The sequence below is a fragment of the Bradyrhizobium sp. ERR14 genome, from assembly GCF_014198235.1.
Taxonomy (GTDB): Bacteria; Pseudomonadota; Alphaproteobacteria; order Rhizobiales; family Xanthobacteraceae; genus Bradyrhizobium.
Genome location: NZ_JACIHD010000011.1, coordinates 162,952 through 184,103, shown reverse-complemented (window position 1 = coordinate 184,103; position 21,152 = coordinate 162,952). Strand labels below are relative to the sequence as shown.

Annotated in this window: 19 protein-coding genes; 9 read left to right on the top strand and 10 right to left on the bottom strand. The window is 64.5% G+C overall.

Features of this window, described 5'->3' with window-relative positions; translation table 11 throughout:
- Positions 1 to 50 precede the first annotated feature (50 nt).
- On the bottom strand, positions 51 to 1,727 hold the full coding sequence (locus GGD62_RS27340; RefSeq protein ID WP_092254931.1) for a mucoidy inhibitor MuiA family protein: 1,677 nt from the start codon (positions 1,725 to 1,727) through the stop codon (positions 51 to 53).
- A gap of 180 nt (positions 1,728 to 1,907) precedes the next feature.
- On the bottom strand, positions 1,908 to 2,513 hold the full coding sequence (locus GGD62_RS27335) for a response regulator transcription factor (RefSeq protein ID WP_092254816.1): 606 nt from the start codon (positions 2,511 to 2,513) through the stop codon (positions 1,908 to 1,910).
- Between the two features lie 206 nt (positions 2,514 to 2,719).
- On the opposite strand from GGD62_RS27335, the gene GGD62_RS27330 reads away from it, so the two are divergent.
- The gene (locus tag GGD62_RS27330; RefSeq protein ID WP_183711180.1) at positions 2,720 to 3,757 is read left to right on the top strand and encodes an AraC family transcriptional regulator; all 1,038 of its coding nucleotides are present in this window, start codon (positions 2,720 to 2,722) and stop codon (positions 3,755 to 3,757) included.
- Positions 3,758 to 3,760: 3 nt separating this feature from the next.
- On the opposite strand, the gene GGD62_RS27325 is transcribed toward GGD62_RS27330, so the two are convergent.
- Positions 3,761 to 4,972 carry an NnrS family protein gene (locus GGD62_RS27325; RefSeq protein WP_183711178.1) on the bottom strand — a complete coding sequence of 404 codons (1,212 nt, stop codon included), beginning with the start codon at positions 4,970 to 4,972 and terminating at the stop codon, positions 3,761 to 3,763.
- A 130-nt stretch (positions 4,973 to 5,102) separates the two neighbouring features.
- Here GGD62_RS27325 and GGD62_RS27320 point away from each other — a divergent pair, with 130 nt between their 5' ends.
- Complete coding sequence (locus GGD62_RS27320; protein WP_018317840.1) at positions 5,103 to 5,813, top strand: Crp/Fnr family transcriptional regulator; 711 nt, start codon at positions 5,103 to 5,105, stop codon at positions 5,811 to 5,813.
- Between the two features lie 139 nt (positions 5,814 to 5,952).
- Here the strand turns inward: GGD62_RS27320 and GGD62_RS27315 are convergent, their stop codons facing one another.
- Both GGD62_RS27315 and hemN read right to left on the bottom strand, forming a co-directional pair.
- Positions 5,953 to 6,150 (bottom strand): DUF1858 domain-containing protein, encoded by a 198-nt coding sequence (locus GGD62_RS27315; RefSeq protein ID WP_018317839.1) that lies wholly within the window; start codon positions 6,148 to 6,150, stop codon positions 5,953 to 5,955.
- 190 nt (positions 6,151 to 6,340) lie between these two features.
- Complete coding sequence (hemN, locus tag GGD62_RS27310) at positions 6,341 to 7,693, bottom strand: oxygen-independent coproporphyrinogen III oxidase (RefSeq protein ID WP_018317838.1); 1,353 nt, start codon at positions 7,691 to 7,693, stop codon at positions 6,341 to 6,343.
- A 202-nt stretch (positions 7,694 to 7,895) separates the two neighbouring features.
- On the opposite strand from hemN, the gene GGD62_RS27305 reads away from it, so the two are divergent.
- The 4 genes from GGD62_RS27305 (at position 7,896) to GGD62_RS27290 (ending at position 11,145) form a co-directional block, all read left to right on the top strand.
- Positions 7,896 to 8,096 (top strand): hypothetical protein, encoded by a 201-nt coding sequence (locus GGD62_RS27305; protein WP_183711176.1) that lies wholly within the window; start codon positions 7,896 to 7,898, stop codon positions 8,094 to 8,096.
- Between the two features lie 25 nt (positions 8,097 to 8,121).
- On the top strand, positions 8,122 to 8,994 hold the full coding sequence (locus GGD62_RS41895) for a copper chaperone PCu(A)C (RefSeq protein ID WP_183711174.1): 873 nt from the start codon (positions 8,122 to 8,124) through the stop codon (positions 8,992 to 8,994).
- Between the two features lie 122 nt (positions 8,995 to 9,116).
- On the top strand, positions 9,117 to 10,214 hold the full coding sequence (gene nirK, locus GGD62_RS27295) for a copper-containing nitrite reductase (RefSeq protein WP_026201913.1): 1,098 nt from the start codon (positions 9,117 to 9,119) through the stop codon (positions 10,212 to 10,214).
- 52 nt (positions 10,215 to 10,266) lie between these two features.
- Positions 10,267 to 11,145 (top strand): SUMF1/EgtB/PvdO family nonheme iron enzyme, encoded by an 879-nt coding sequence (locus GGD62_RS27290; RefSeq protein WP_092254928.1) that lies wholly within the window; start codon positions 10,267 to 10,269, stop codon positions 11,143 to 11,145.
- A 211-nt stretch (positions 11,146 to 11,356) separates the two neighbouring features.
- On the opposite strand, the gene GGD62_RS27285 is transcribed toward GGD62_RS27290, so the two are convergent.
- The 3 genes from GGD62_RS27285 to GGD62_RS27275 are packed head-to-tail and all read right to left on the bottom strand — an operon-like array spanning position 11,357 to position 13,391.
- Positions 11,357 to 11,992, bottom strand: a complete 636-nt coding sequence (locus tag GGD62_RS27285; protein ID WP_018317834.1) for a GNAT family N-acetyltransferase — start codon at positions 11,990 to 11,992, stop codon at positions 11,357 to 11,359.
- A gap of 22 nt (positions 11,993 to 12,014) precedes the next feature.
- Positions 12,015 to 12,665 (bottom strand): 3-oxoacid CoA-transferase subunit B, encoded by a 651-nt coding sequence (locus GGD62_RS27280; RefSeq protein ID WP_183711172.1) that lies wholly within the window; start codon positions 12,663 to 12,665, stop codon positions 12,015 to 12,017.
- 18 nt (positions 12,666 to 12,683) lie between these two features.
- Positions 12,684 to 13,391 (bottom strand): CoA transferase subunit A, encoded by a 708-nt coding sequence (locus GGD62_RS27275; protein WP_018317833.1) that lies wholly within the window; start codon positions 13,389 to 13,391, stop codon positions 12,684 to 12,686.
- Positions 13,392 to 13,663: 272 nt separating this feature from the next.
- Here GGD62_RS27275 and GGD62_RS27270 point away from each other — a divergent pair, with 272 nt between their 5' ends.
- Positions 13,664 to 15,604: an AsmA family protein gene (locus GGD62_RS27270; protein ID WP_018317832.1), complete on the top strand. Its 1,941-nt coding sequence runs from the start codon at positions 13,664 to 13,666 to the stop codon at positions 15,602 to 15,604.
- A gap of 110 nt (positions 15,605 to 15,714) precedes the next feature.
- On the opposite strand, the gene dctA is transcribed toward GGD62_RS27270, so the two are convergent.
- Together dctA and GGD62_RS27260 are read right to left on the bottom strand one after the other, a co-directional pair.
- A complete protein-coding gene (gene dctA, locus GGD62_RS27265) occupies positions 15,715 to 17,100 on the bottom strand; it encodes a C4-dicarboxylate transporter DctA (RefSeq protein ID WP_183711170.1) in 1,386 nt (461 codons plus the stop codon).
- Positions 17,101 to 17,169: 69 nt separating this feature from the next.
- A complete protein-coding gene (locus GGD62_RS27260) occupies positions 17,170 to 18,243 on the bottom strand; it encodes a 4-oxalomesaconate tautomerase (protein ID WP_183711168.1) in 1,074 nt (357 codons plus the stop codon).
- 118 nt (positions 18,244 to 18,361) lie between these two features.
- Between GGD62_RS27260 and GGD62_RS27255 the strand changes: the two genes are divergently transcribed.
- Both GGD62_RS27255 and GGD62_RS27250 read left to right on the top strand, forming a co-directional pair.
- The gene (locus GGD62_RS27255) at positions 18,362 to 19,342 is read left to right on the top strand and encodes a LysR family transcriptional regulator (RefSeq protein WP_183236209.1); all 981 of its coding nucleotides are present in this window, start codon (positions 18,362 to 18,364) and stop codon (positions 19,340 to 19,342) included.
- Between the two features lie 395 nt (positions 19,343 to 19,737).
- Complete coding sequence (locus GGD62_RS27250) at positions 19,738 to 21,123, top strand: ABC transporter substrate-binding protein (RefSeq protein WP_092254779.1); 1,386 nt, start codon at positions 19,738 to 19,740, stop codon at positions 21,121 to 21,123.
- Positions 21,124 to 21,152: the final 29 nt, after the last annotated feature.

The following is a 21,152-nucleotide window of genomic DNA, read 5'->3' as shown; positions in this document are numbered from 1 at the left end:
GCTCCCTCCCCCGCAAGGAGAGGAAGCGCATCTCGTTTGGGGCGAACAGCCTACCCCGCCGGGACGATCACCATGCTCTTGTCCTTCGGCCAGCGGATGCGCCAGGCGAAGTTGATATCCTTGACTTCGCCCGGCTTGGCGTCGAACGACCATTCCAGCACGCCGCGGCGGTCACGGATGTTGCTGGCGGTCGGCGGCGTGGTCGCGGGCAGCATTTCGACGACGATGTCCTCGCTCTCGCTGACCGGCAACTGATCCTCGATCGCAACCTTGATCGGGAAATCATGACCGTTGCGGATGGTGGTCTTGAACGTACGCTCGTCGGTCTTGGACGTCGTGACCAGGAGACCGGCCGAGCCCTCATTGCGCTTGAGCACGGCGCGCTCGATTCTCACCTTGTCGTCGGCGCCGAAGCCGAGGCGGACGATGTCGTCCTTGGCGGAAGCGGAAAGCTTGCCGCGACCGACAAAGACGCCGTCGCGGTAGATCGCGACCTTGCCCGGCAGCAGCGTCGTGTCATCGGTCTGCTTGAAGCTGGCTTCGAGGAAGGCGGTCGGGTCCAGCACCGGTGCGGCGCGGACCGCGAGGTCGGCGGGCACCGTCATCGCTGCAATCCGCAGGCTCTTGGCGCCCTCGGCGGCGCCGAGGCTGACGCGGCCGGGAATTTTGAACGTCGCCTGGAAATCCCCGATCTCGGCAATTGCCTGCTGCTCGTCGGCACGTTCGCGCGGCTCGGCCGCTTCCGCAATCTTGGCCATCGCTGGCGATTGCATCTGTCGCAGAACCGGCGCGGGCCGCGCCAGATCGGAGACCGAACCTGCTGCCAGCGGCTTCGGCACCTGTGGATATTGCGCGACCAGCGAATGCAGCTCCGGCGCACTTCCGCCGCGGCTGATGCGGGTCGTGGAGACGCCGAGCGTCACGTTGGACCAATCCTCGCCGGTCGATTGCGTGATCTCGGCGCGGCGGATCAGCTCGAGCTGCGGCTTGCGATCCTTGGCGCCGGTGTCGAGCCGAGCGTCATAGAGCGGCATCCAGCGCGCATTGCGCACGGCGTAAGTCACGCGCAGCGTCGCCTTCGTCGCAGCAGTCGCGGCAACGTCCATGCGAACCTCGAGCTTGCTCGGCGGCTTCGCCTTGCGCTCGACCTCGAGTTGGGCGATCTGCCGGTCGATTTCCCGCGTCTTGCGCGTGGCATCGCGGATGACGGTGTCGGCGCTCGCAATTTCTTCGCCGACCGCAGCAAAGGCCGCGCGCCATTCGGCGATCGGCCGCGCCTCACCCTTGTCGCCGATCCCCGCGGGAGAGGTTTCCGCAAAGTGCTCCGCAAACTTGCGCCGCGCATTCGCCGAGTCGATCGCGCCCTGCAAATCGGCGCGCTGATCGTTCAAGGCCTCGATGCGCTTTTCCAGCTCGGGCAGATTGACCGGCGCGGCGCGAGGCGACCGCGCATCGATCGTGCCGATGGTGAGCTTTGCGCCGCCCTCACCCTCGACCCGGATGGAGGAGGCATCGAGACCAAGCGGGAAATCCTTGGCGACCAGCGTCGAATCCCCGGACGGCAAATCGACCGTGATGACGCGGGTGACGGTGGCGCCATCGGGGTAAACCGTGACGGTATCGATCGCCGATGTAGCGTCCAAATCGGCGGCCCATGATGGCGAGGCCGCCGCCATGGTGACCAGAACCAGGCTTGTCGTTGCCAAATATCTTGCGGTGATGCGCATGAAGTCCCTCCTGCCGTATCGCCGCGCCGCCAGCCGGACGCGCGCGATCAAATGCCTCGCCAACATGGTTGGACGCGGCAGGGAAGGAACTGGTTCGATTGGGGTTTCCGTGGGGCGCCGCCGCGGCGGCACCAAGGCTGCGGAACGTATCGCCCGCGGCAGGCCTCAGGCCTGGGTGGGCTACCCCTGGCCGAAGATGCGGCGGAGCAGATCGGTCACGTTCTTGGCCCCGGCCTTCTTCAGGACGCCGGCGCGATAGCCCTCGACGGTCCGTGCGCTCAGATGCATGCGCCGGGCGATCTCCTTGTTGGTCAGGCCGGCCGCGAGGTGCTCGAGCACGTCGCCCTCACGCTCGGTCAAGGGCTCGCAGCCGGGCAGCCAGCGCTGCCGGCTCGTGCCGGGCTGCGCGAATTCGTCGATGGCGGCATCGATCCGGCCGATGATGTCGTGGGTGCGGAAAGGCTTTTCGATGAAGTCGGTCGCGCCGCTCTTGATGGCGTCGACTGCCATGGCGATGCTGCCATTCGCCGAGGTCACCAGCACAGGCGCCATGCAATTTTCCTCGCGCAGGCGCCTGAGCATGTCGAGGCCGGAGCGATCGGGTGGCAGCTCCATCAGCACGCAGGCCGGCATGCGTGCCTTTGCTTCGGACAGGAGTGAGGCACCGTCAGCGAAGCAGATCACGTCATAGGCGCTCTGTTGGAGCGCGGTCGAAAGTTGTTCGCGGGAGGCAGCGTCGGTGTCGATGACGAATACCTCGCCCTTGGAAAGCATGTTCCCCGGCATAATCCCGATCCAGCAATGTCTTGGTCAAATGGGTCCGAGACGGAAAGCGGGCCGCATCGCCCTGCCGCGTCGTCGTGAGCACGGCATTCACGCCAGTGCTTCGGTTTCCCCTATGTATGTTCCGGCCGGTTCCTGGATTTGACGGATCGAGACAGAAATTTTACATTTCGGGACATCTGCGGGAATGGCTGGCAGGAACGGTTCGCATGACCGACCTCGTTCGCAGCGCAGGCTTGAGCTATTACCCGGAGATCGCCCGGTCGGTGGGGCTCGATCCCAAACAGATGATGCGCAAGGCCAGGCTGCCGCTGGCCTGCCTCGACAAGCCCGATACGCCCATTGCCGTCGCCGGCCTGCGCCGTCTGCTCGAATTGTCGGCGGAGGCCTCCGGCGCCGAAGATTTCGGCTTGCGTCTCGCCGAGCGTGGCGGCCTGACCAATTTCGGTGCGGTCGGCCTGATCGTGCGCGAACAGGCGACTGTCGGCGAGGCGATCGACGCATTTTCGCGCTTTATCCACATCCATCATGACGGCATGCGGGTGGATGTTGCGCGCGACCGGCAGATCGTGACGGTCACGCTGCACCTGCGCGGCAGGCGGCCGAGCGCGCCGCGCCAGGCGATCGACATGGCGCTCGGCAGCATCCACCGCATCATCCAATCGCTGCATGGCCAAGACTGGCGGCCGCAGGAGGTCCAGCTGCATTACCCGCCGCCGCGCGATCGCAAGCGCTACCGCGAATTTTACGGCTGCCGCGTGACCTTCAACGCCGAGCACGATGCGATCCTGCTCTCGGCGCGCGACATGGAGCGCCGGATCCCGAGCGCGCATCCGCTGATCGCAAGCTATCTGCGCAAGCGGATCGAGGCGATCGAAACCCGGCCCGCAAGCTGGGAGGGGAAGGTCGACGAGGTAGTACGGACCTTGCTCGCCAGCGGCGACTGTACGGTCGAGCGCGTGGCCGAGCATCTTGCCTGCACCCGCCGCACCATCCACCGCCACCTCGCTGCCTCAGGCACCAGCTTTTCGGCCATCCTGGATGCGCAACGTGCCGATCTCGTGATCCAGCTGATCGAGGACCCCGGCCGGCCGTTGGCTGACATCGCGATGCAGCTCGGCTTCTCCGCGCAGAGCGCCATGGCACGCTGGTTCCGCGGCCGGTTCGGCTGCACCATAACCGACTGGCGCAAAGGCGTTCGGCCTCCGACGCCGCCGCCCGATGCGCCCTCGGCGACCGCAGCTTGAGTATCAGCGCGCCGTAGCAGGCACGCCCATCGTGGCGAGGGCACGCCGCCGGCTGCCGGCGAGCAGCGGGCCGAACGCGACGGCAAATCCGAGGAACGCGACGAGCCAACCGCAGGCGGCGATGTGCAACAACACATCGCTATGCGCGGGCAACACCACGGCGGCGACCCGGGCCAGGGCCGCGATGATGATCGCAGCATAGATTGCCTGCGTCGCCGGCGAAGCGGTCAACGCCTGTCCGGTATGGCCGAGGCTCGCGCGGGTCATCACCGCCAGCGTCATGGTTCCCGCCGCGCCCGCCATCCAGGCGTGGATGCCGGCGCTTGGCGGCAGCGCTCCGAAAACAGCGACGGCGTGCAGGATGAAGCCGAGCGGCACGAAGACGTAGCCAATATGCAGGATCACCAGCAGTCGCTCGCCAAACGTGCGATCACCGGCCCAGCGCGCAAGCCGCACCAGATGCAGCCCGCCGACTAGCGCCATCAGGACACCAGTGACGACATTCAGCGGCGCCACGATCCAGAAGACGAGCGCGAGCGCGCTGCACCCGATCACCGCGCCGTCGAAGCGTCCGAACGGCACCGGCAGGCGGCCGGGATTGAACTTGACCAGCCAGTTGCGGGTGAAGCTCGGAATGATGCGGCCTCCGATCAGCGAGATCAGCAGCATGACCACACCGATGCCGACGCGGATGCTGACATCGGCCGCGCCCTGGTAGTGCGCCTCGAGATGAAAAGCGACGTTGCCGGCGAGCAGAACGGACACCAGCGCCACCACGGGCAGGTTGCGCCAGTTGCCGCCTGCGATGATCTCGCGCGCCGCGGCGGCGACGACCAGCGCCAGGAAGGCGGCATCGACGAGAAGCGCAAACGCCCAGCCGGTATCGGCCGACAACGTCACCGCGATACGCCCGGCAAGCCAGACCATCACTAACGCCCCCAGCGAGGTGCCCTGGATCGGCAGCCGCCCGGTCCAATTCGGGATGGCCGTGAACAGGAACCCGGTGATGACAGCCGGCAGGAAGCCATAGAGCATCTCGTGGACGTGCCAGTCGCGCGGCGCGAATGCGGAACTCACCGACAATTCACCGTAGAACATCGGCAGCCAGGCCAGGATCGATAGCCCCGCCTGGATCGCGGCGAGCAGGAAAAAGGGCCGAAAACTGTTCGCAAACAGCGGCCAGCCCTCAAAGTTGCGGGATCGGGCGCCAGCCATGGGGTCAACTCCAATAAAATTCAGTCCGTTGTCTGGAAAAATACTGCCACTCAGCCGTCCCGTTTTGCGCTATCGCAAACTATCGGACGATTGCAGGTGCCATCACACTCCCTGATGCCAAGGAGGCAGAATGGCCAAGGTCGACACATCGCTGGTTGCGCATTTGCCGCTGTTTGCCGGGGTCACGCCGGAAGCTCTGGATGAGATCCTGCGTGAGGCCCGTTCGGCGCGCTATCCCAAGAACAGCGCCATTTTCGAGCAGGGGGCGGATGCGCAGTCCTTCTTCCTGCTGCTGCACGGCCATGTCCGCGCGGCCAAGACCACGCCGACCGGCGAGCAGATCGTGGTCCGCTACGTCGCGCCCGGCGAAACGTTCGGGCTCGCCATGGCGATCGGAGCCGTGCAATATCCCGCGACCGCGATCGCTGTCGATGACAGCGTGGTGCTGATATGGCCAACCTCGGCCTGGCCGCGGCTGGTCGAGCGATTTCCCTCGCTGGCCGCCAACACGCTCCAGACCGTCGGCGCGCGCCTCCAGGAGAGCCACACCCGCATCCTGGAAATGTCGACCCAGCAGGTCGAGCAGCGCGTCGCCCATGCGCTGCTGCGTCTCGCCAAACAGTCCGGCAAGAAGCTCGACCACGGCATCGAGATCGACTTCCCGATCAGCCGCCAGGACATCGCGCAGATGACCGGCACCACGCTGCACACCGTCAGCCGCATCCTGAGCGGCTGGGAGAGCCAAGGGCTCGTCGAGAGCGGCCGTCAGCGCATCATCCTGCGCGATCCGCACAGGATCGTCGTGTTGGCAGAGCGGAGCGCCGACAGCGGCGCGGCGTGACACAGCCGCACCGGGGCGTCTCCGCCCAAGATAGGGACCAGGATAGGGATCGAGATAGGGGTGAGGGGCGCTTCCGCTTACGGCGAAAGCCGTCCCTCACCCGGGAATCCGCGCGCGCCCGCGCGAATTCGAGACTGCTTCACGCCGGCACGCAATCGCACAACGCGGCGAGGAATTTGTCGCGGTCGATGCCATGCTCGCGGCAGGCATCATCCACCGTGTGGAAGGTTGCGATAGGGCAACCGACACAAGCCATCCTGAAGGCCAGAAACACGCGGATCGTGTGCGGCGCGGTACGCATGATGTCATCGACCAGATCGTCGGATCCGAAAGACATGGGCAACTCCGTTCCGACACGACGATAACGGAGGTGACCTGAGTTTCTTTGTTGGAGCGCAAGCTGTCGCCCGTTCCTCCGCCGTCATTCCGGGGCGCGCCTTTTGGCGCGAGCCCGGAATCCATCGTGCAGCGGATGACATGGAGGAATGGATTCCGGGCTCGCGCTTCGCGTGGCCCGGAATGACCAGCTACACAGCCCGGCTGTGCAGCTGCTTCGCCGGATTGAGATGCGCGTCGAACGCGGCCGCGACGCTGCGGACCAGGAAGCGGGAATCTTTTGCGACTGCGAGGCGGTTGCCGTCCAACCTCACGATGCCGTCGGAGATCAGTGGCTTCAGACGTGCCGCCGAGTTCAGCATCGCCGCCGCCTCCGCGCCATGGCGCGCGCAGATGTCGCCCAGATCGGCGCTGAACTCGCACATGATGCGTTCGATGATGTCGGCGCGCAGCCGGTCGTCGTCGGTGAGCCCATAGCCCTTGGCGGTGGCGAGACGGCCGGCGGCGATGCTCTGCGCATAGGCGCCGATCTGCACCTCGTTCTGGACGTAACCCTGCGGCAAATGCCCAATCGCGCTGGCGCCGAAACCGAGCAGGACTTCGCTCTTGTCAGTGGTGTAGCCCTGAAAATTGCGCCGCAGCGTCCGTTCCTCGAAGGCCACGGCCATGGAGTCGCCGGGCCGCGCGAAATGATCGAGCCCGATCTGCACGTAACCGGCCTCCTTCAGTGCATTCGCGATCGCGCAGGCCTGGTCGTGGCGCGCGAGGCCGTCCGGCAACACAGCCTCGTTGATCATCTGCTGGTGCTTCTTGAAGCTTGGCACATGAGCATAGCCGAACACGGAGAAGCGGTCGGGCGCGAGCGTGAGGCTGCGCCGGACGGTATCCAGACACGACGCGACGGTCTGGTGCGGCAACCCGTAGATCAGGTCGAAATTGAGTCCCTCGATGCCGGCGCGCCGGAGCATGTCGACCACGGAAGCCGTCTGCTCGAAGCTTTGCACGCGGTTGATCGCCCGCTGCACCACGGGATCGAAGCTCTGCACGCCAAGGCTCGCGCGGTTGACGCCGGAGAGCCGCATGGCATCGACCATGTCGGCGGTCAATGTGCGGGGATCGATCTCGACCGCGATCTCGGCCGAGGGCAGCACGAAGAACTTCTGGCGCATCGTCGCCATCAACTCGGCGAAAGCTTCCGGCTGCATGATCGTCGGCGTGCCGCCGCCGAAATGGATGTGCTCCACCTTGATGCGGCGGCCGATGGTTTCGGCGACCTGCTCGATCTCGTTGCGCAGCGTCCGCTGATAACCGGCGATCAGTTCGTCGCGGCGCACGATCTGGGTATGGCAGCCGCAATACCAGCACATCTCGCGGCAGAACGGCACGTGGAGATAGAGTGACGCGCTGGCGCCCGCCGGCAGCTCCGCCAGCCAACGGGCGTAGGCGTCCGATCCGACCGCCGTCGAAAAATGCGGCGCGGTCGGATAGCTCGTGTAGCGTGGCAATCGTTCTTCGCCGTAGCTCGCCGCAAGATCAGCTCTCATGTCTTACCCATTCGTAAATTTCCGCCGTGTGCAGACCACGGCAAATCACGGAATACACCCCACTACCTCGGATCCGAGGGGGTAACCTTGCGCTTGCGCAAAGTCGGCCGGGGGTGCCGCAGACATTGCGCTCGCGCAAAGCGCAGCGGCCATTTCGGGGCCATGATCATGCCAATTCGCACGCCATCCGGAGCGTTTGCCCATGAGGCTTCTCGCACTCGAACTGCTTCTTTCCTTGCTCGACGTCCGCGGCCATATCCCGCGTTTCGACGACTTCCGGCCGGCCCCGCTCGCAGCGGCCCCGGCCGGCACCGTGCACGCTCTGGCCGCAGCCATCGCCATCTTCGTCGTGCTGTCACTGGCGATCTGGGCAACGGTCTGGCTTGCCACATCTCTCTTCTAGTGGCGTCTTCGCGAAGGCCTCGACCATGATCTCATCCAAGCGTGCATTCGCCGGCGCGGTCGTCCTGACATGCCTTGCCGGGGTGCCGGCCTTCGCGGCCGACACGACCAGCGGCGACCTCGTCATCACCAGGGCCTGGAGCCGGGCGACGCCCGGCGGAGCCAAGGTCGCCGGCGGCTATCTGACGATAGAGAACCGGGGCCACGCGCCGGAGCGACTGCAGGCCGCATCGGCCGCGCATGCGCTTCGAACAGAGATCCACGAGATGACCGTCAACGACGGTGTCATGACCATGCGCGCGCTCGACAGGGGACTTGTCATCGCTCCCGGACAGATCGTGACGCTTGCGCCCGGCGGCGGACACCTGATGTTCATCGGTCTCGATGTGCCGCTTCATGCCGGCGACCAGATGCCCGTGACGCTGTCGTTCGAGCACGCCGGCGCGGTGAAAGTGACGCTGGACGTGCAGGCCATCGGCGCACAGGCTCCCGAAAGCATGGCGACCACGGCGGCCGCGGAGCCTGCGCATCGCGCGGAGCAGGCGGCGGTCCCTGCCGCCGCGACATCCGACGCGGACGAGAGCTTCTTCACGCATCTCCATGCTGAAAAGGCCATGGCCAACGTCACGGTCTCGCCCGGGCGCGCCGGTCCGGTCGAGATCGCGATCCAGCTCGAAGATGCGAACGAGTTGCCGCTGAGTGCCGATGCGGTCGCGGTCACACTCGGCAATCCCGAGCATGGCGTGGCGCCGATCACCGCAAACGCCGAACGCGTCGGTAACGATCAGTGGCGCGTCAGAATGTCGGCACCGCTGTCAGGCCGCTGGTCGCTCAGCCTCGACATCCGCATCACGCCAAAGGATGTCGTCAACGTCGTGTCGCCGATTCTGCTCCGCTAAGGCACCTAAGTACTGTAGCGGAGCCGAATCCGGCAAAACCTTGTCGCAGCGCAAACACTCTTGCCGAGATAGGCGCACACTGCATCCGTCATCAAAACCTTTCCAGATGAAGGATGCTTCCGATGTTCACCCGCAGAGTCGCATTGATCGGCGCCGCCGCGACAGCTCTGATGCTGGCGACCCCCGCTTTGGCTGGCGACGATCTCAAACTGCCGCGTCAAAAGGTAGAGCTGGTCGCTCCGCCGTTCGTGCATGCGCACGAGCAGGCGACCAAGCAAGGCCCCAAGATCATCGAGTTCAAACTCACGATCGAGGAGAAGAAGGTCGTCATCGATGAGAAGGGCACCACCTTCCAGGCCATGACCTTCAACGGTTCTATGCCGGGTCCGCTGATGGTCGTGCACGAGGGCGACTACGTCGAAACGACGCTGGTCAATCCTGCGACCAACTCCATGCCGCACAACATCGACTTCCATTCCGCGACCGGCGCGCTCGGTGGCGGCGCGCTCACTCTGGTCAATCCCGGCGAGCAAGTCGTGCTGCGCTGGAAGGCAACCAAGACCGGCGTGTTCGTCTACCATTGCGCCCCGGGCGGCCCGATGATCCCCTGGCACGTCGTCTCCGGCATGAACGGCGCCGTGATGGTGCTGCCGCGTGACGGCCTCAACGACGGCAAGGGCCGCGCGCTGAAATACGACAAGGTCTACTACATCGGCGAGCAGGACATGTACGTGCCCCGCGACGAGAAAGGCAACTTCAAGTCCTACGAATCGCCTGGCGAGGCCTTCACCGAGACCGAAGAGGTGATGAAAAAGCTGATCCCGACCCATGTCGTGTTCAACGGCAAGGCCGGTGCGCTGACCGGCAAGAACGCGCTGACGGCCAATGTCGGCGAGAATGTGCTGATCGTGCATTCACAAGCCAACCGCGACAGCCGTCCGCACCTGATTGGCGGCCATGGCGACTACGTCTGGGAGACCGGCAAGTTCGGCAATGCGCCGGAAGTCGGGCTCGAGACCTGGTTCATCCGCGGCGGATCGGCGGGAGCCGCGCTGTACAAATTCCAGCAGCCCGGCATCTACGCCTACGTCACGCATAACCTGATCGAAGCCGCCGACCTCGGCGCCACCGCGCACTTCAAGGTCGAAGGCAAGTGGAACGATGATCTGATGATGCAGGTGAAGGCGCCCGCCGAAATACCGGCTGCCAACACCAACTAAACGCGACAAGGGGCCGGTCATCACCGGCCCCTTCTTTCTTCGGGGAATGACCATGCTGATCGCATTCAAGCTCAAACTGGCCCTCGCCTGCGCCGCCGGGCTCGCCGGACCGATCGCGATGGCGCCGCTGGTTTCGAACATGACGGTCCGCGGCACCGCGACGGAGCCTGCGATCGTGAGGGTCGCGCCGGGCAGTCTATCCTATCGCGAGGCCGGCGATTTCACGCGCGGCGGGCAGCAGGCGGAAGCGCCGCTGCGCGCGATGCGCGTCGACCGGCCGCTCCACATCATGCGAAATCAGGTCTCCTCATCCGATTATCAGCTCTGTGTGCAGGAGGGCGCCTGCCGCGCGCTCGATCGCGACGTCACGGTCGCTGCCGATCGTCCCGCGGTGCAGGTGAACTGGCACGATGCCGAGGCTTATGCAGGCTGGCTGTCGCGCAAGACAGGCCACCATTACCGCCTGCCGAGCGATGCGGAATGGGCCTTTGCAGCAGGCTCCAGATTCAAGGACGACGGCGTCGCTGTCGATGCCGACGATCCTTCAAAGCGCTGGATCAGCCGCTATGAGCGCGAGTCCGAACGCGACCTTTCCGACACCACGGCCTATCCGTTCGGCAAGTTCGGCCCGAACGAGCACGGCGTCGAGGATCTCGCCGGCAACGTCTGGGAATGGACCTCGACCTGCTTCGTGCGGTCGCGCGTCGACGCCGCCGGCAATGCCGGCCGACCCACGGTGAACTGCGGCGTGCGTGTCGCCGAGGGCGCCCACCGCGCCTACGTCACCGATTTCATCCGCGACGCCCGCGCCGGCGGTTGCGCCCAGGGCGTGCCGCCCGCCAATCTCGGCTTCCGCCTGGTGCGCGAGGAGACCTCCTGGGTCGCGAGCGTGTCGGCGCGGTGGAGCAAGGTGTGGGCGGTGAGGTCATAGGTCGCTCTTCCGTCATTGCGGCAACTCGCTCAACTCTATCACCGTCACCCTGAGGTGCTCGTCCTGCGGTCTACCGCAGGACGAGCCTCGAAGGGCGAAGGCCCGGCTGCATCGCGGCCGCTCATCCTTCGAGGCTCCCGGTGCGATGCCTTGCATCGCACCACTCGCACCTCAGCGACAACCGCTTCGCGGTTGCGCGGGGATGACGTGATCAAATCGCGCGCGCGAACATGCGAAAGCCTGGAGCTCCGATGATCATCTCGAACGCGGGATCGCGTTTCTCCTCCGCAAAGACAAATCCGGCCTTGGCGTAGGCGCGCTCGGCGGGCTCGTTGCCGATCAGGAACGATATCGTCGTCCGGGCAAACCCGGCCGCCCGCCCCTTGTCCAGCGCGTGCGCGATCAGCGCCTGCATCAGGCCGCGGCCACGATAGGCAGGGTCGGTCGCGACATGCTCGATCATCCAGTCGCCCTCGCCGCCCTGGACCCAGCAAGTCCGCGAATAGGCGCCGCGCCGGCGGATGGCGTCCAGCTCTGACGCCGTGAGCCCAGTTGAGAGACCGACCTCTTCGAGCGCGCGCCAGGCCGCAGGTCCGGTGCCGGCCGCGGGCACGGCGCAAAGTGCAGCAGCAGGCCTGCCATCGATTTCGGTGACCAGGAACTGCGACACATGCCACATCGACACCGCGCGTGCGACGGCGACGCGTGCGATGAAATCGAGGCACTCTGCTTCCGGCCAGCCGAGCGACACGTCGAACCAGCCCCGCGGCCGGTAGCCGCGCATCGAGTGCAGGATGGTTCGTGCGATGAAAGCAGCGTCCTCGGGACGCGCTGACCTTATCGTCATACGCGCCCCATTCTCGAAGACCCTACGTGTTCTTCAGCGCCACGCGAAACTCGGCTTCGGTCTTGGACTTGACCTCATCGAGCGTGACGCCGTCGGCGAGCTCGATCAGAGCCATGCCGCCGTCGCCGTGCTTGTCGATGGTGAAGACGGCAAGATCAGTGACGACCATGTCGACCACGCGCTCGCCGGTCAGCGGCAGGTTGCACTTCTTCAGGAGCTTCGAGCCGTCCTTGGCCGAATGCTCCATCACCACGACGACGCGCTTGACGCCGGCAACGAGGTCCATCGCACCGCCCATGCCCTTGACCATCTTGCCGGGGATCATCCAATTGGCGAGATCGCCGTTCTGGGCCACCTGCATGGCGCCGAGGATCGACAGGTCCATATGGCCGCCGCGGATCATCCCGAAGGAATCCGCGCTCGAGAAATACGAGGTCGAGGGCAGCTCGCTCACCGTCTGCTTGCCGGCGTTGATCAGGTCCGCGTCCACCTCGTCTTCATAGGGGAACGGGCCCATGCCGAGCATGCCGTTCTCGCTCTGCAGGCTGACATCGACCCCGTCGGGGATGAAGTTCGAAACCAGCGTCGGGATGCCGATGCCGAGATTGACGTAGTAGCCGTCACGCAGTTCCTTCGCGGCGCGCGCGGCCATCTGTTCACGGGTCCAGGCCATGTGTGTCTCCTGATACGCTTAAGCGGCGGTACGCGGGCGGGTGTTGCGGAATTCGATGCGCTTCTTGGCCGTGCCGACCTCGACGATGCGCTTCACGAAAATGCCGGGCGTGTGGATGTGGTCGGGATTGAGTTCACCCGCCGGAACCAGATGCTCGACCTCGGCAACGGTGATCTTGGCGGCGGTCGCCATCATCGGATTAAAATTGCGCGCGGTCTTGCGGTAGATGAGGTTGCCGGCGGTGTCGCCCTTCCAGGCGTGGACAATGGCGAGGTCGGCGAACAGGCCGCGTTCCATCAGATATTTCTCGCCGTCGAACTCCTTCACTTCCTTGCCTTCGGCGATCAGCGTGCCGACGCCGGTCTTGGTGTAGAAGGCTGGAATGCCGGCGCCGCCGGCGCGGATGCGCTCGGCGAGCGTGCCCTGCGGATTGAATTCGAGTTCCAGCTCGCCGGCGAGGAATTGCTGGGCGAACAGCTTGTTCTCGCCGACATAGGACGAGATCATCTTCTTGATCTGCCGGGTTTCCAAGAGGCGGCTGAGCCCGATGCCGTCGACGCCGGCATTGTTGGAGACCACCGTCAGGCCCTTGACGCCGGACTCGCGGATCGCATCCGAGAGCTCCTCGGCGATGCCGCAGAGGCCGAAGCCTCCCGACATGATCATCATGTTGTCTTTCAAAATGCCTGACAGAGCCGACTTGGCGTCGGGATAGACCTTGTTCATGCAAATAACCTTCGACTGAACCTTCGGCTTGGAGGCGGCGCGCCCTATTGGCGGCGATTATTAGGCGAAATCCTCCAAAGCCGTCAATGATACGGGGTTCTCCGCACCGCGGCCGGGTGATAGAAGCTGCCCACACCGTGGGCAGAACCGTCCGCGGCCTTGAAAGCGACAAGAAAACCCATCAAGTTGCGGGGGTTGGGCGTGGGCACGCAGGTTTCCCGACCCGCCCTCCTGGCTCCAACGACCAACCCGATCAGGACATGCCATTGACCATGGCCCAAGGAATGAAGCGCCTCGGGACGCCGATCGCGGCGCTGCTCGGCGTCGCGCTGATCGCCCTGATCGCGACCTCATGGCTCATCAACCGCGACGCGCTGCGCAAGGCGGTCGAAGCGCAGATCCGCGACGTCACCGGGCTCGAGCTCACTGTCGCAGGCGCAATCGACATCTCGGTGCTGCCGGCGAGCTACATCTCCTTCCGTGATGTCGGCCTCAAGGGCGGCGGCACCAGCGATCCCGCGCTCCAGGTCGACGTGCTCACCGCCAATCTGCGGCTGCTGCCGCTATTGCTGCAACGGTTCGAGATCGCCGACCTGACGCTGCTGCGGCCGCGCATCCATGTCAGCCTGAAGCCGGACGGCCAGAGCAACTGGACGCCCTTCATCCAAACCATCGCGCGCACCATGAAGCCCGGGGCTGAAAACCAGCTCTCGTTCTCCGAAATCCGGATCCAGGACGGCGTGCTCGACTACCAGGACGCCGCCACGCACGGCACCGAGAAGTTCGAGGACATCGACCTGTCGCTGGCCTGGCCTTCGATCTCGCGCTCCTTCGCCGCGACCGGACAGTTCGACTGGCGCGGCGAGCGTGTCGACGGCTCGATCAGCTTTTCCGACTTCGTCGCCGCCCTCTCCGGCGAGCGCTCGGGCTTGAAGGCGCGGATCGCCAGCGCACCGCTCAAGCTCGCTTTCGACGGCAGCGTCGCCAACCGCACCAGCCCGATGATGGAAGGCACGCTGACGATCGACAGCCCCTCCTTGCGCAACGCGCTGCGCTGGACCGGGCAGCCGCAACCCGCCAGCGGCGGCTTCGGCCGCTTCGTGCTGAAGGCGCGCGCCAACGTCGTCGGCGCCTCGATCGCGCTCACCAACGTCAATGTCGAGCTCGACGGCAATGCCGCCGAGGGCGTCATGACCTACGCCAATAACGGCCGGCAGACGCTGCAGGCGACGCTCGCCGCCGACGCGCTCGACTTCACGCCTTATATTTCCACCTTCCGACTGCTCGCGAGCGGCGCGCGGGACTGGAACAGGCAGCTGTTCGATCTCAACGGATTGTCGACGACCGATCTCGACATGCGGCTGTCGGCAGCAAAGCTGACGGTCGGGCCGACCAGGCTCGGCCGCACCGCGATCGGCGCCAATCTGCGCAACGGCACGCTCGCACTCTCGGTCGGCGAAGCCCAGGTCTATGGCGGCATCGCCAAGGGCTCGTTCGGCATCGCGCGCTCCGACACCGTCGCCGACATCAAGGCGCAATTCCAGTTCACCGACGTCGACCTCCAGGCCTGCGCCACCGAACTGTTCGGCCTCAGCAAGCTATCCGGTCGCGGCAACATCAACGTGTCGCTCTTCGCCTCGGGCTCGAGCCCGTTCGGCCTCGTGCAGTCGCTCGACGGCAGCGCCACCGTCACCGGTCATGACGGCGCGATCTCGGGCTTCAATGCCGAGCAGCTGCTGAAACGCCTGGAGCGGCGACCGCTGTCGGGCGGCGGCAATTTCCGCAACGGTTCGACGCCTTACAACAATCTCACCATCGCCGTGAAATTCTCCGATGGGGTCGCCACCGCCGAGGACATCCGTGTCGAAGGGCCGGCGGCCAAGATTACGCTCACCGGCACCGCCTCGGTGCCGACGCGCGAATACGACATGAAGGGCGTGGCGAGCCTCAACAGCACGTCGGGATTCGAGTTGCCATTCGTGGTGCAGGGTCCCTGGGACGACCCCCTGATCTTCCCCGATCCGGAAAGCCTGATCCGCCGCTCGCCGGCCTCCGCGCCGCTGCTCGACATGCTGAAGGATCGCAAGGGGGGCGACGCCGTGCGCTCTGCGATCGAGCGCATCACCGGCAGCGGAAAGCGTCCTCCACCGGCGGAAGCGCCGACGGCGGAGAACGCCAAAGAGAACGTGAAGGAGAACGCCAAATCCAACTAGGCTGATCAACGCAGCCTTCGCGGATTTCCCCGAGCTCAACAAGCTCGACATGCCGGCGACTTGGCAAACCCGAATCGAGCAGTGCGGCCGATTTCATCCCGGAGGTGGCGTCAAGCGGCCGATTGCGTCGTCGAAATCCAGGCCTTGTCCCCCTGCAGCACGGCTCCTCCGCCGATCTTCGATCCGGCCGCGACCTTGAGAGAGCCACTCCCTCCCAGTTCGCGAGCCAACACCTCTCGGTCACAAGCGTCCTCCCACAGCGAAACGGTGATGGCTGCGACGCAGTTGCTGATCATACTGGTCAGCGCCCGCGCTTCCGACATGAAACGGTCGATGCCGACGAGCAGCGCAACGCCGGTCACGGGCAGATCCGGCATGACGGAGAGGGTCGCGACAAGCGCGACGAAGCCGCTGCCGGTGACGCCGGCCGCGCCTTTGGACGTCAGCAGCATCAGTCCGAGCATCGCCGCGATCTGCCCCCACGACAGGTGGATGTCGCAGGCCTGCGCGATGAAGATGGAGGCCAGGGTGAGATAGATGGCGCTGCCGTCCAGATTGAAGGAATAGCCCATCGGCAACACGAGTCCCGACACGCCTTTGCGGCATCCGAGCTGCTCCAGCTTGCGCAGCGCCCCGGGTAGCGCCGGTTCCGACGATGACGTGCCGAGCACGATCAGCAGCTCTTCCTTGAAGTAGCGGATGGTCTTCCACAGGCTGAAGCCATTCAGCCGCGCCAGCGTGCCGAGCACGACGACCACGAAGAATGAGCAGGCGATATAGAATGTCAGGATCAGCAGTCCGAGCGAGCCAATCGATCGAATGCCGTAGCGGCCCACCGTGAACGCCATGGCGCCAAAGGCGCCGAGCGGCGCGAGCTTCATGACGAAGCCAAAGGACACAAACAGGACCTGAGAGAAGGAATCGACGGCCTTCGTCACCACGGCGCCCCCATCGCCGGCACGGCTCAGGCCAAAGGCGACCAGGATGGAGACCAGCAGGACCGGCAGCACTTCGCCGTCGGCAAACGCGCCAAAGAAGGAATGCGGAATGATGTGCAGCATGAAGTCCGCAAATCCGGTCGCACTCGCCTGCTTGGTGAATTTCGCGGCCACCGACGGATCCAGCGTGCTGACGGACACATGCATGCCGACGCCCGGCTGGATCAGCGACACGGCGACCAGTCCGGCCAGCAATGCGAGCACGGTCAGCAGGTAGAACAGCGCCATGGATTTCACCAGCGTGCGGCCGACCTCGCGCGAATCGCTGATGCTGTTGATACCGCTGACGATGGTGCAGAACACGATCGGCGCGATCATCATCTTGACCAGCTTGACGAAGCCGTCGCCGAAGGGCTTCAGCGCGGCACCGAACTCAGGCCAGAGATGGCCGGTGAGGACGCCCAACATGAGACCGATCAGCACCTGGACGTAAAGAATCCGGTAGAATGGTTTTCGCGTCTCACCGTTCGCGGGCCCGACCAGCGCTTGCTTCTGCATTCTCGTTTCTCCCATGGCTCTGATTTTTCATGGCTCTGATTCTTGACGGCTTTGAAAAGCGGTCCGGCTTCAGGCCGCCAGGACCGAATGAGGGACTTGCGATCGACGGGCGAAGACATGGCCCTCGAGAATTCGCCGGGCTGTCCGCTGCACCCGGGCAACCGGGCCGGGCTCGAGCCGAACCACGAGCCGGCCGGAGGGATGGGCGAGGGTGATCGGTACCGGCGGTGCCAGCGATCCAACCATCTCTGCGGCGATCGTCCCGGGCGTCACACAGGCGGTCGCGATCGCGACGGCACCGGTCACCGCCAGCGCGCTATGGCAGTCGTGCGGCATGAAGTACCTGACGTTCAACGTCGCCCCGCTTGCGGGCGCGATCAGAACCGGCTTTGGAATCACCATTGACGCGGAATCCGGAAAACCCATCCGGCGTCCAGCCTCGATGCGCAAATGTTCGAGCCGCCCGCGGAAGGCGCCGTCGGCGAAGGCCGGAGGGGCCTCGCGGCCGGTCCATCCGAGATCTACCGCGCGGACCAGCATGACGGGCATGGCTGCGTCGATGCAGGTCACGTCGATCCCTCCGATGCGATCGACCGGACGTCCTGTCGGCAACAGACGGCCGGTGCGTGCGCCGGCGGCGTTGGGGAACGACAGTTCGATGGGCGCGGCCGTTCCCGGCACGCCGTCGATCCGCGCTTCTCCCTCATAGGTCACCCGTCCTCCCGGAGTGGCGACCGTCGCGTCGATCAGCTTGCCGGTGTTGACATTATGAATACGCACATGGGTGCGATCTGCGGTAGCGGCGACCAGGCCGGCTTCGATTGCGAATGGCCCGACCGCCGCAAGCATGTTTCCGCAGTTCGGCGAGGTATCGACGATCCCTTCACGGACCCTCACCTGGGCAAACAGGTAGTCGACATCGGCGCCGGGCACCGTTGCCGGTCCGATGATCGCGACCTTGTTGATCACGGCATTGCCGCCGCCGATTCCATCGATTCCCAGATCGTGCCCACCTCCCATTACCGACAACAACACCGCGTCGCGCGAGCTGGGGTCGGCCGGAAGGTCGCGGGCCAGGAAAAACGGTCCGCGCGAGGTCCCACCGCGCATGACCACACAGGGAATGGCAATCTGATCGTTCATGATGTTCTTCCGTTCGGCGACATGCCCGTCCGAACCAGAGCATCCTCCGTCCGAACTATTTTGTGAAATGCAAATATCTGAGGTATTATTTCGCTGTTCGACATAATGGAGCCCTGGCATGAACGCAGAACTGCTCGACCTCAAGGCGTTCATCACCGTCGCGGAGATGGGCAGCTTCGTCCGGACCGCGAAGGCGCTGAACTTGTCCCAGCCGGCGCTCAGCCGACGCATTCAGAAGCTGGAGGAAAGCCTTGGTGCGCCGTTGCTCGAACGGTCCACGCGCCACGTCAATCTCACCATGACGGGACGCGACTTCCTGCCGAAGGTCCGCCGCCTCATCGACGAGTTCGAGACCTCGGTGCTCGCCATCCATGATATCGGCGCGCGAAGTTCGGGTTTGGTCTCCGTGGCTGCGGTGCCGACGGCGGTGTTCTATTTTCTTCCGCGAGCGATCGGTCGGTTCGCCGAAGCCTATCCGCGAATTCGCATCCGCATTCTGGACATCGGCGCCAATGAGGGGTTGGAAGCGGTCGCGCGCGGAGAAGTCGACTTCGGCATCAATTTCATCGGCGCTTCGCATGCCGAAATCGAATTCGAGAAATTGGTTGAGGACCCGTTCGTGCTGGCCTGCCGCCATGACCATCCGCTAGCATCGCGCAAGCAGGTGAGCTGGTCGGAGATCGTGTCGCACCGGGTCATCACTGTCGGTCGCAACAGCGGCAACCGCGCGCTGATCGACAATGCGCTCGCGCGGCAGGGCCTGCAGCTGAACTGGTCCTATGAAGTCGCGCACCTCTCCGGCTCGCTTGGTCTGGTCGAGGAGGGATTGGGCATCGCCGTGCTGCCGAGGCTCGCGACGCCCGCCGCCGGTCATCCGATCATTCACACCGTTCGGCTGGTCGAGCCGGAAGTGTCGCGGACGATCGGAATCGTGCGCAGGCGCGGGGCGACGCTATCGCCGCATGCCAGCCAGTTTCTCAAGATGCTGCTCGAAGCATGGCGCTCTCCATTGCGGACGAGCGGGCAAGGCAGGTCGCGGCCCCGATCAACCGAGGCAAGTTCGAATGCCACTTCGACGGGGCCAAAGCGCAGACGCTGACAATTCACCCGCAGAACGGCGCCACACTGTTCCCGAGCCAAACCGGAACCCCTCGGATCGCCCCTGTAATGTCTTCAAAGGCATGTTGGATCCACCGCCGCGGCGGTGGCGCGGGTGCCTGCCACGTTGCACCCGGTGCTCGCACCGCTTACAACAGCCGGTCTTTCGGCGATCCGGCGTTTGACGTCGCGGATGGCCCGGCGAAGCCAGAACGCACAAGGCGAATTGATTGCCGCGAATTGATGCGGCGATTGGATCGATGCACGCGTTAAGCATCTCCGCAAGGCCCGTCCCCACGACCTATGTCTGACAACATGCCGCTAGATCGGGTTAACGCCATGCGCTAGTGTTTTATACGACCGGTTAAAAAGACCGGCCGTTTGAGGGAGAAAAACGTGAAATCCAAGGTTATTGGCGCAGTATCACTGGCGGTCGCTGCGGCCGGGCTGTTTGCAGCCGCTGCACCCGCATTTGCGCAGCAGAAGACGATCACGGTGTGGTGGGGCAAGGGCTTCTATCGCTCCGAAGACGACGCGCTGATCGAGACGATCAAGAAGTTCGAAGCCAAGACCGGCATCAAGGTCGAATTGTCGCAATACGCGATCCAGGACATGATTCCGAAGACGGTCGCCGCGCTCGATGCCGGCACCGTGCCCGATGTCGCCTATTCCGACTCTTATGACGTGCAGGCGCAGGGCAAGTGGGCCTATGAAGGCAAGCTCGAGGATCTCTCCGACGTGATGGAGCCGATCAAGGGCCGGTTCGTGCAGAACACGCTGGATGCGTCGATCCTCTATAACGACGTCACCAAGAAGAAGGCCTATTACGGTTTCCCGCTGAAGCAGCAGAGCATGCACGTCCAGATCTGGAACGACATGCTGGAGAAGTCTGGTTTCAAGCTCACCGATATCCCGAACGACTGGACCGGCTACTGGACGTTCTGGTGCGACAAGGTGCAGCCGGCGATCCGCAAAGCTACCGGCCAGCGCATCTATGCCGTCGGCCAGCCGATGGGCGTGGAATCCACCGACGCCTTCCAGTCGTTCTACACCTTCATGGACGCCTACCACGTCAAGCTGGTCGACGACGACGGCAAGCTCACGGTCGACGATCCCAAGGTTCGCGAGAACCTGATCAAGGCGATGAAGGATTACACCGACACCTACATCAAGGGTTGCACGCCGCCGTCCTCCACGACCTGGAAGGATCCCGACAACAACGTCGCCTTCCACAACAAAACCATCGTGATGACCCACAATTTCACGATCTCGATCGCCGCGAAGTGGTTCGAGGATTCCCAGAACCAGGCGCTCACGCCGGAACAGCGCGAAGCCGGCAAGAAGGCCTATGAGCAGGACATCGTGACGGCGTCCTTCCCGAAGGCGCCGGATGGTTCGACCATCCGCTACCGCTCCGACGTCAAGACCGGACTGATCTTCACCGCGGCCAAGAACAAGGCCGAGGCCAAGCAGTTCATCAGCTTCCTGCTCCAGGAAGAGAACGTCCGTCCCTACATCGAGGGTGCGCTCGGCCGCTGGTTCCCGGTGACGAAGGAAAGCCAGGAAAGCCCGTTCTGGCAGGCTGACAAGCACCGCAAGGCCGTCTACACCCAGTTCAAGGGCGGCACCGCGGCGTTCGACTTCACCAAGAACTGGAAGTTCACGATCCTCAACAACGAGAACGTGTGGGCGAAGGCGATGAATCGCGTCGTCAGTGAGAAGGTTCCGGTCGACAAGGCCGTCGACGAACTGATCGCCCGCATCAAGCAGGTCGCGGGCTGAATCATCCTTTACCTCTCCCCGCTGTGCGG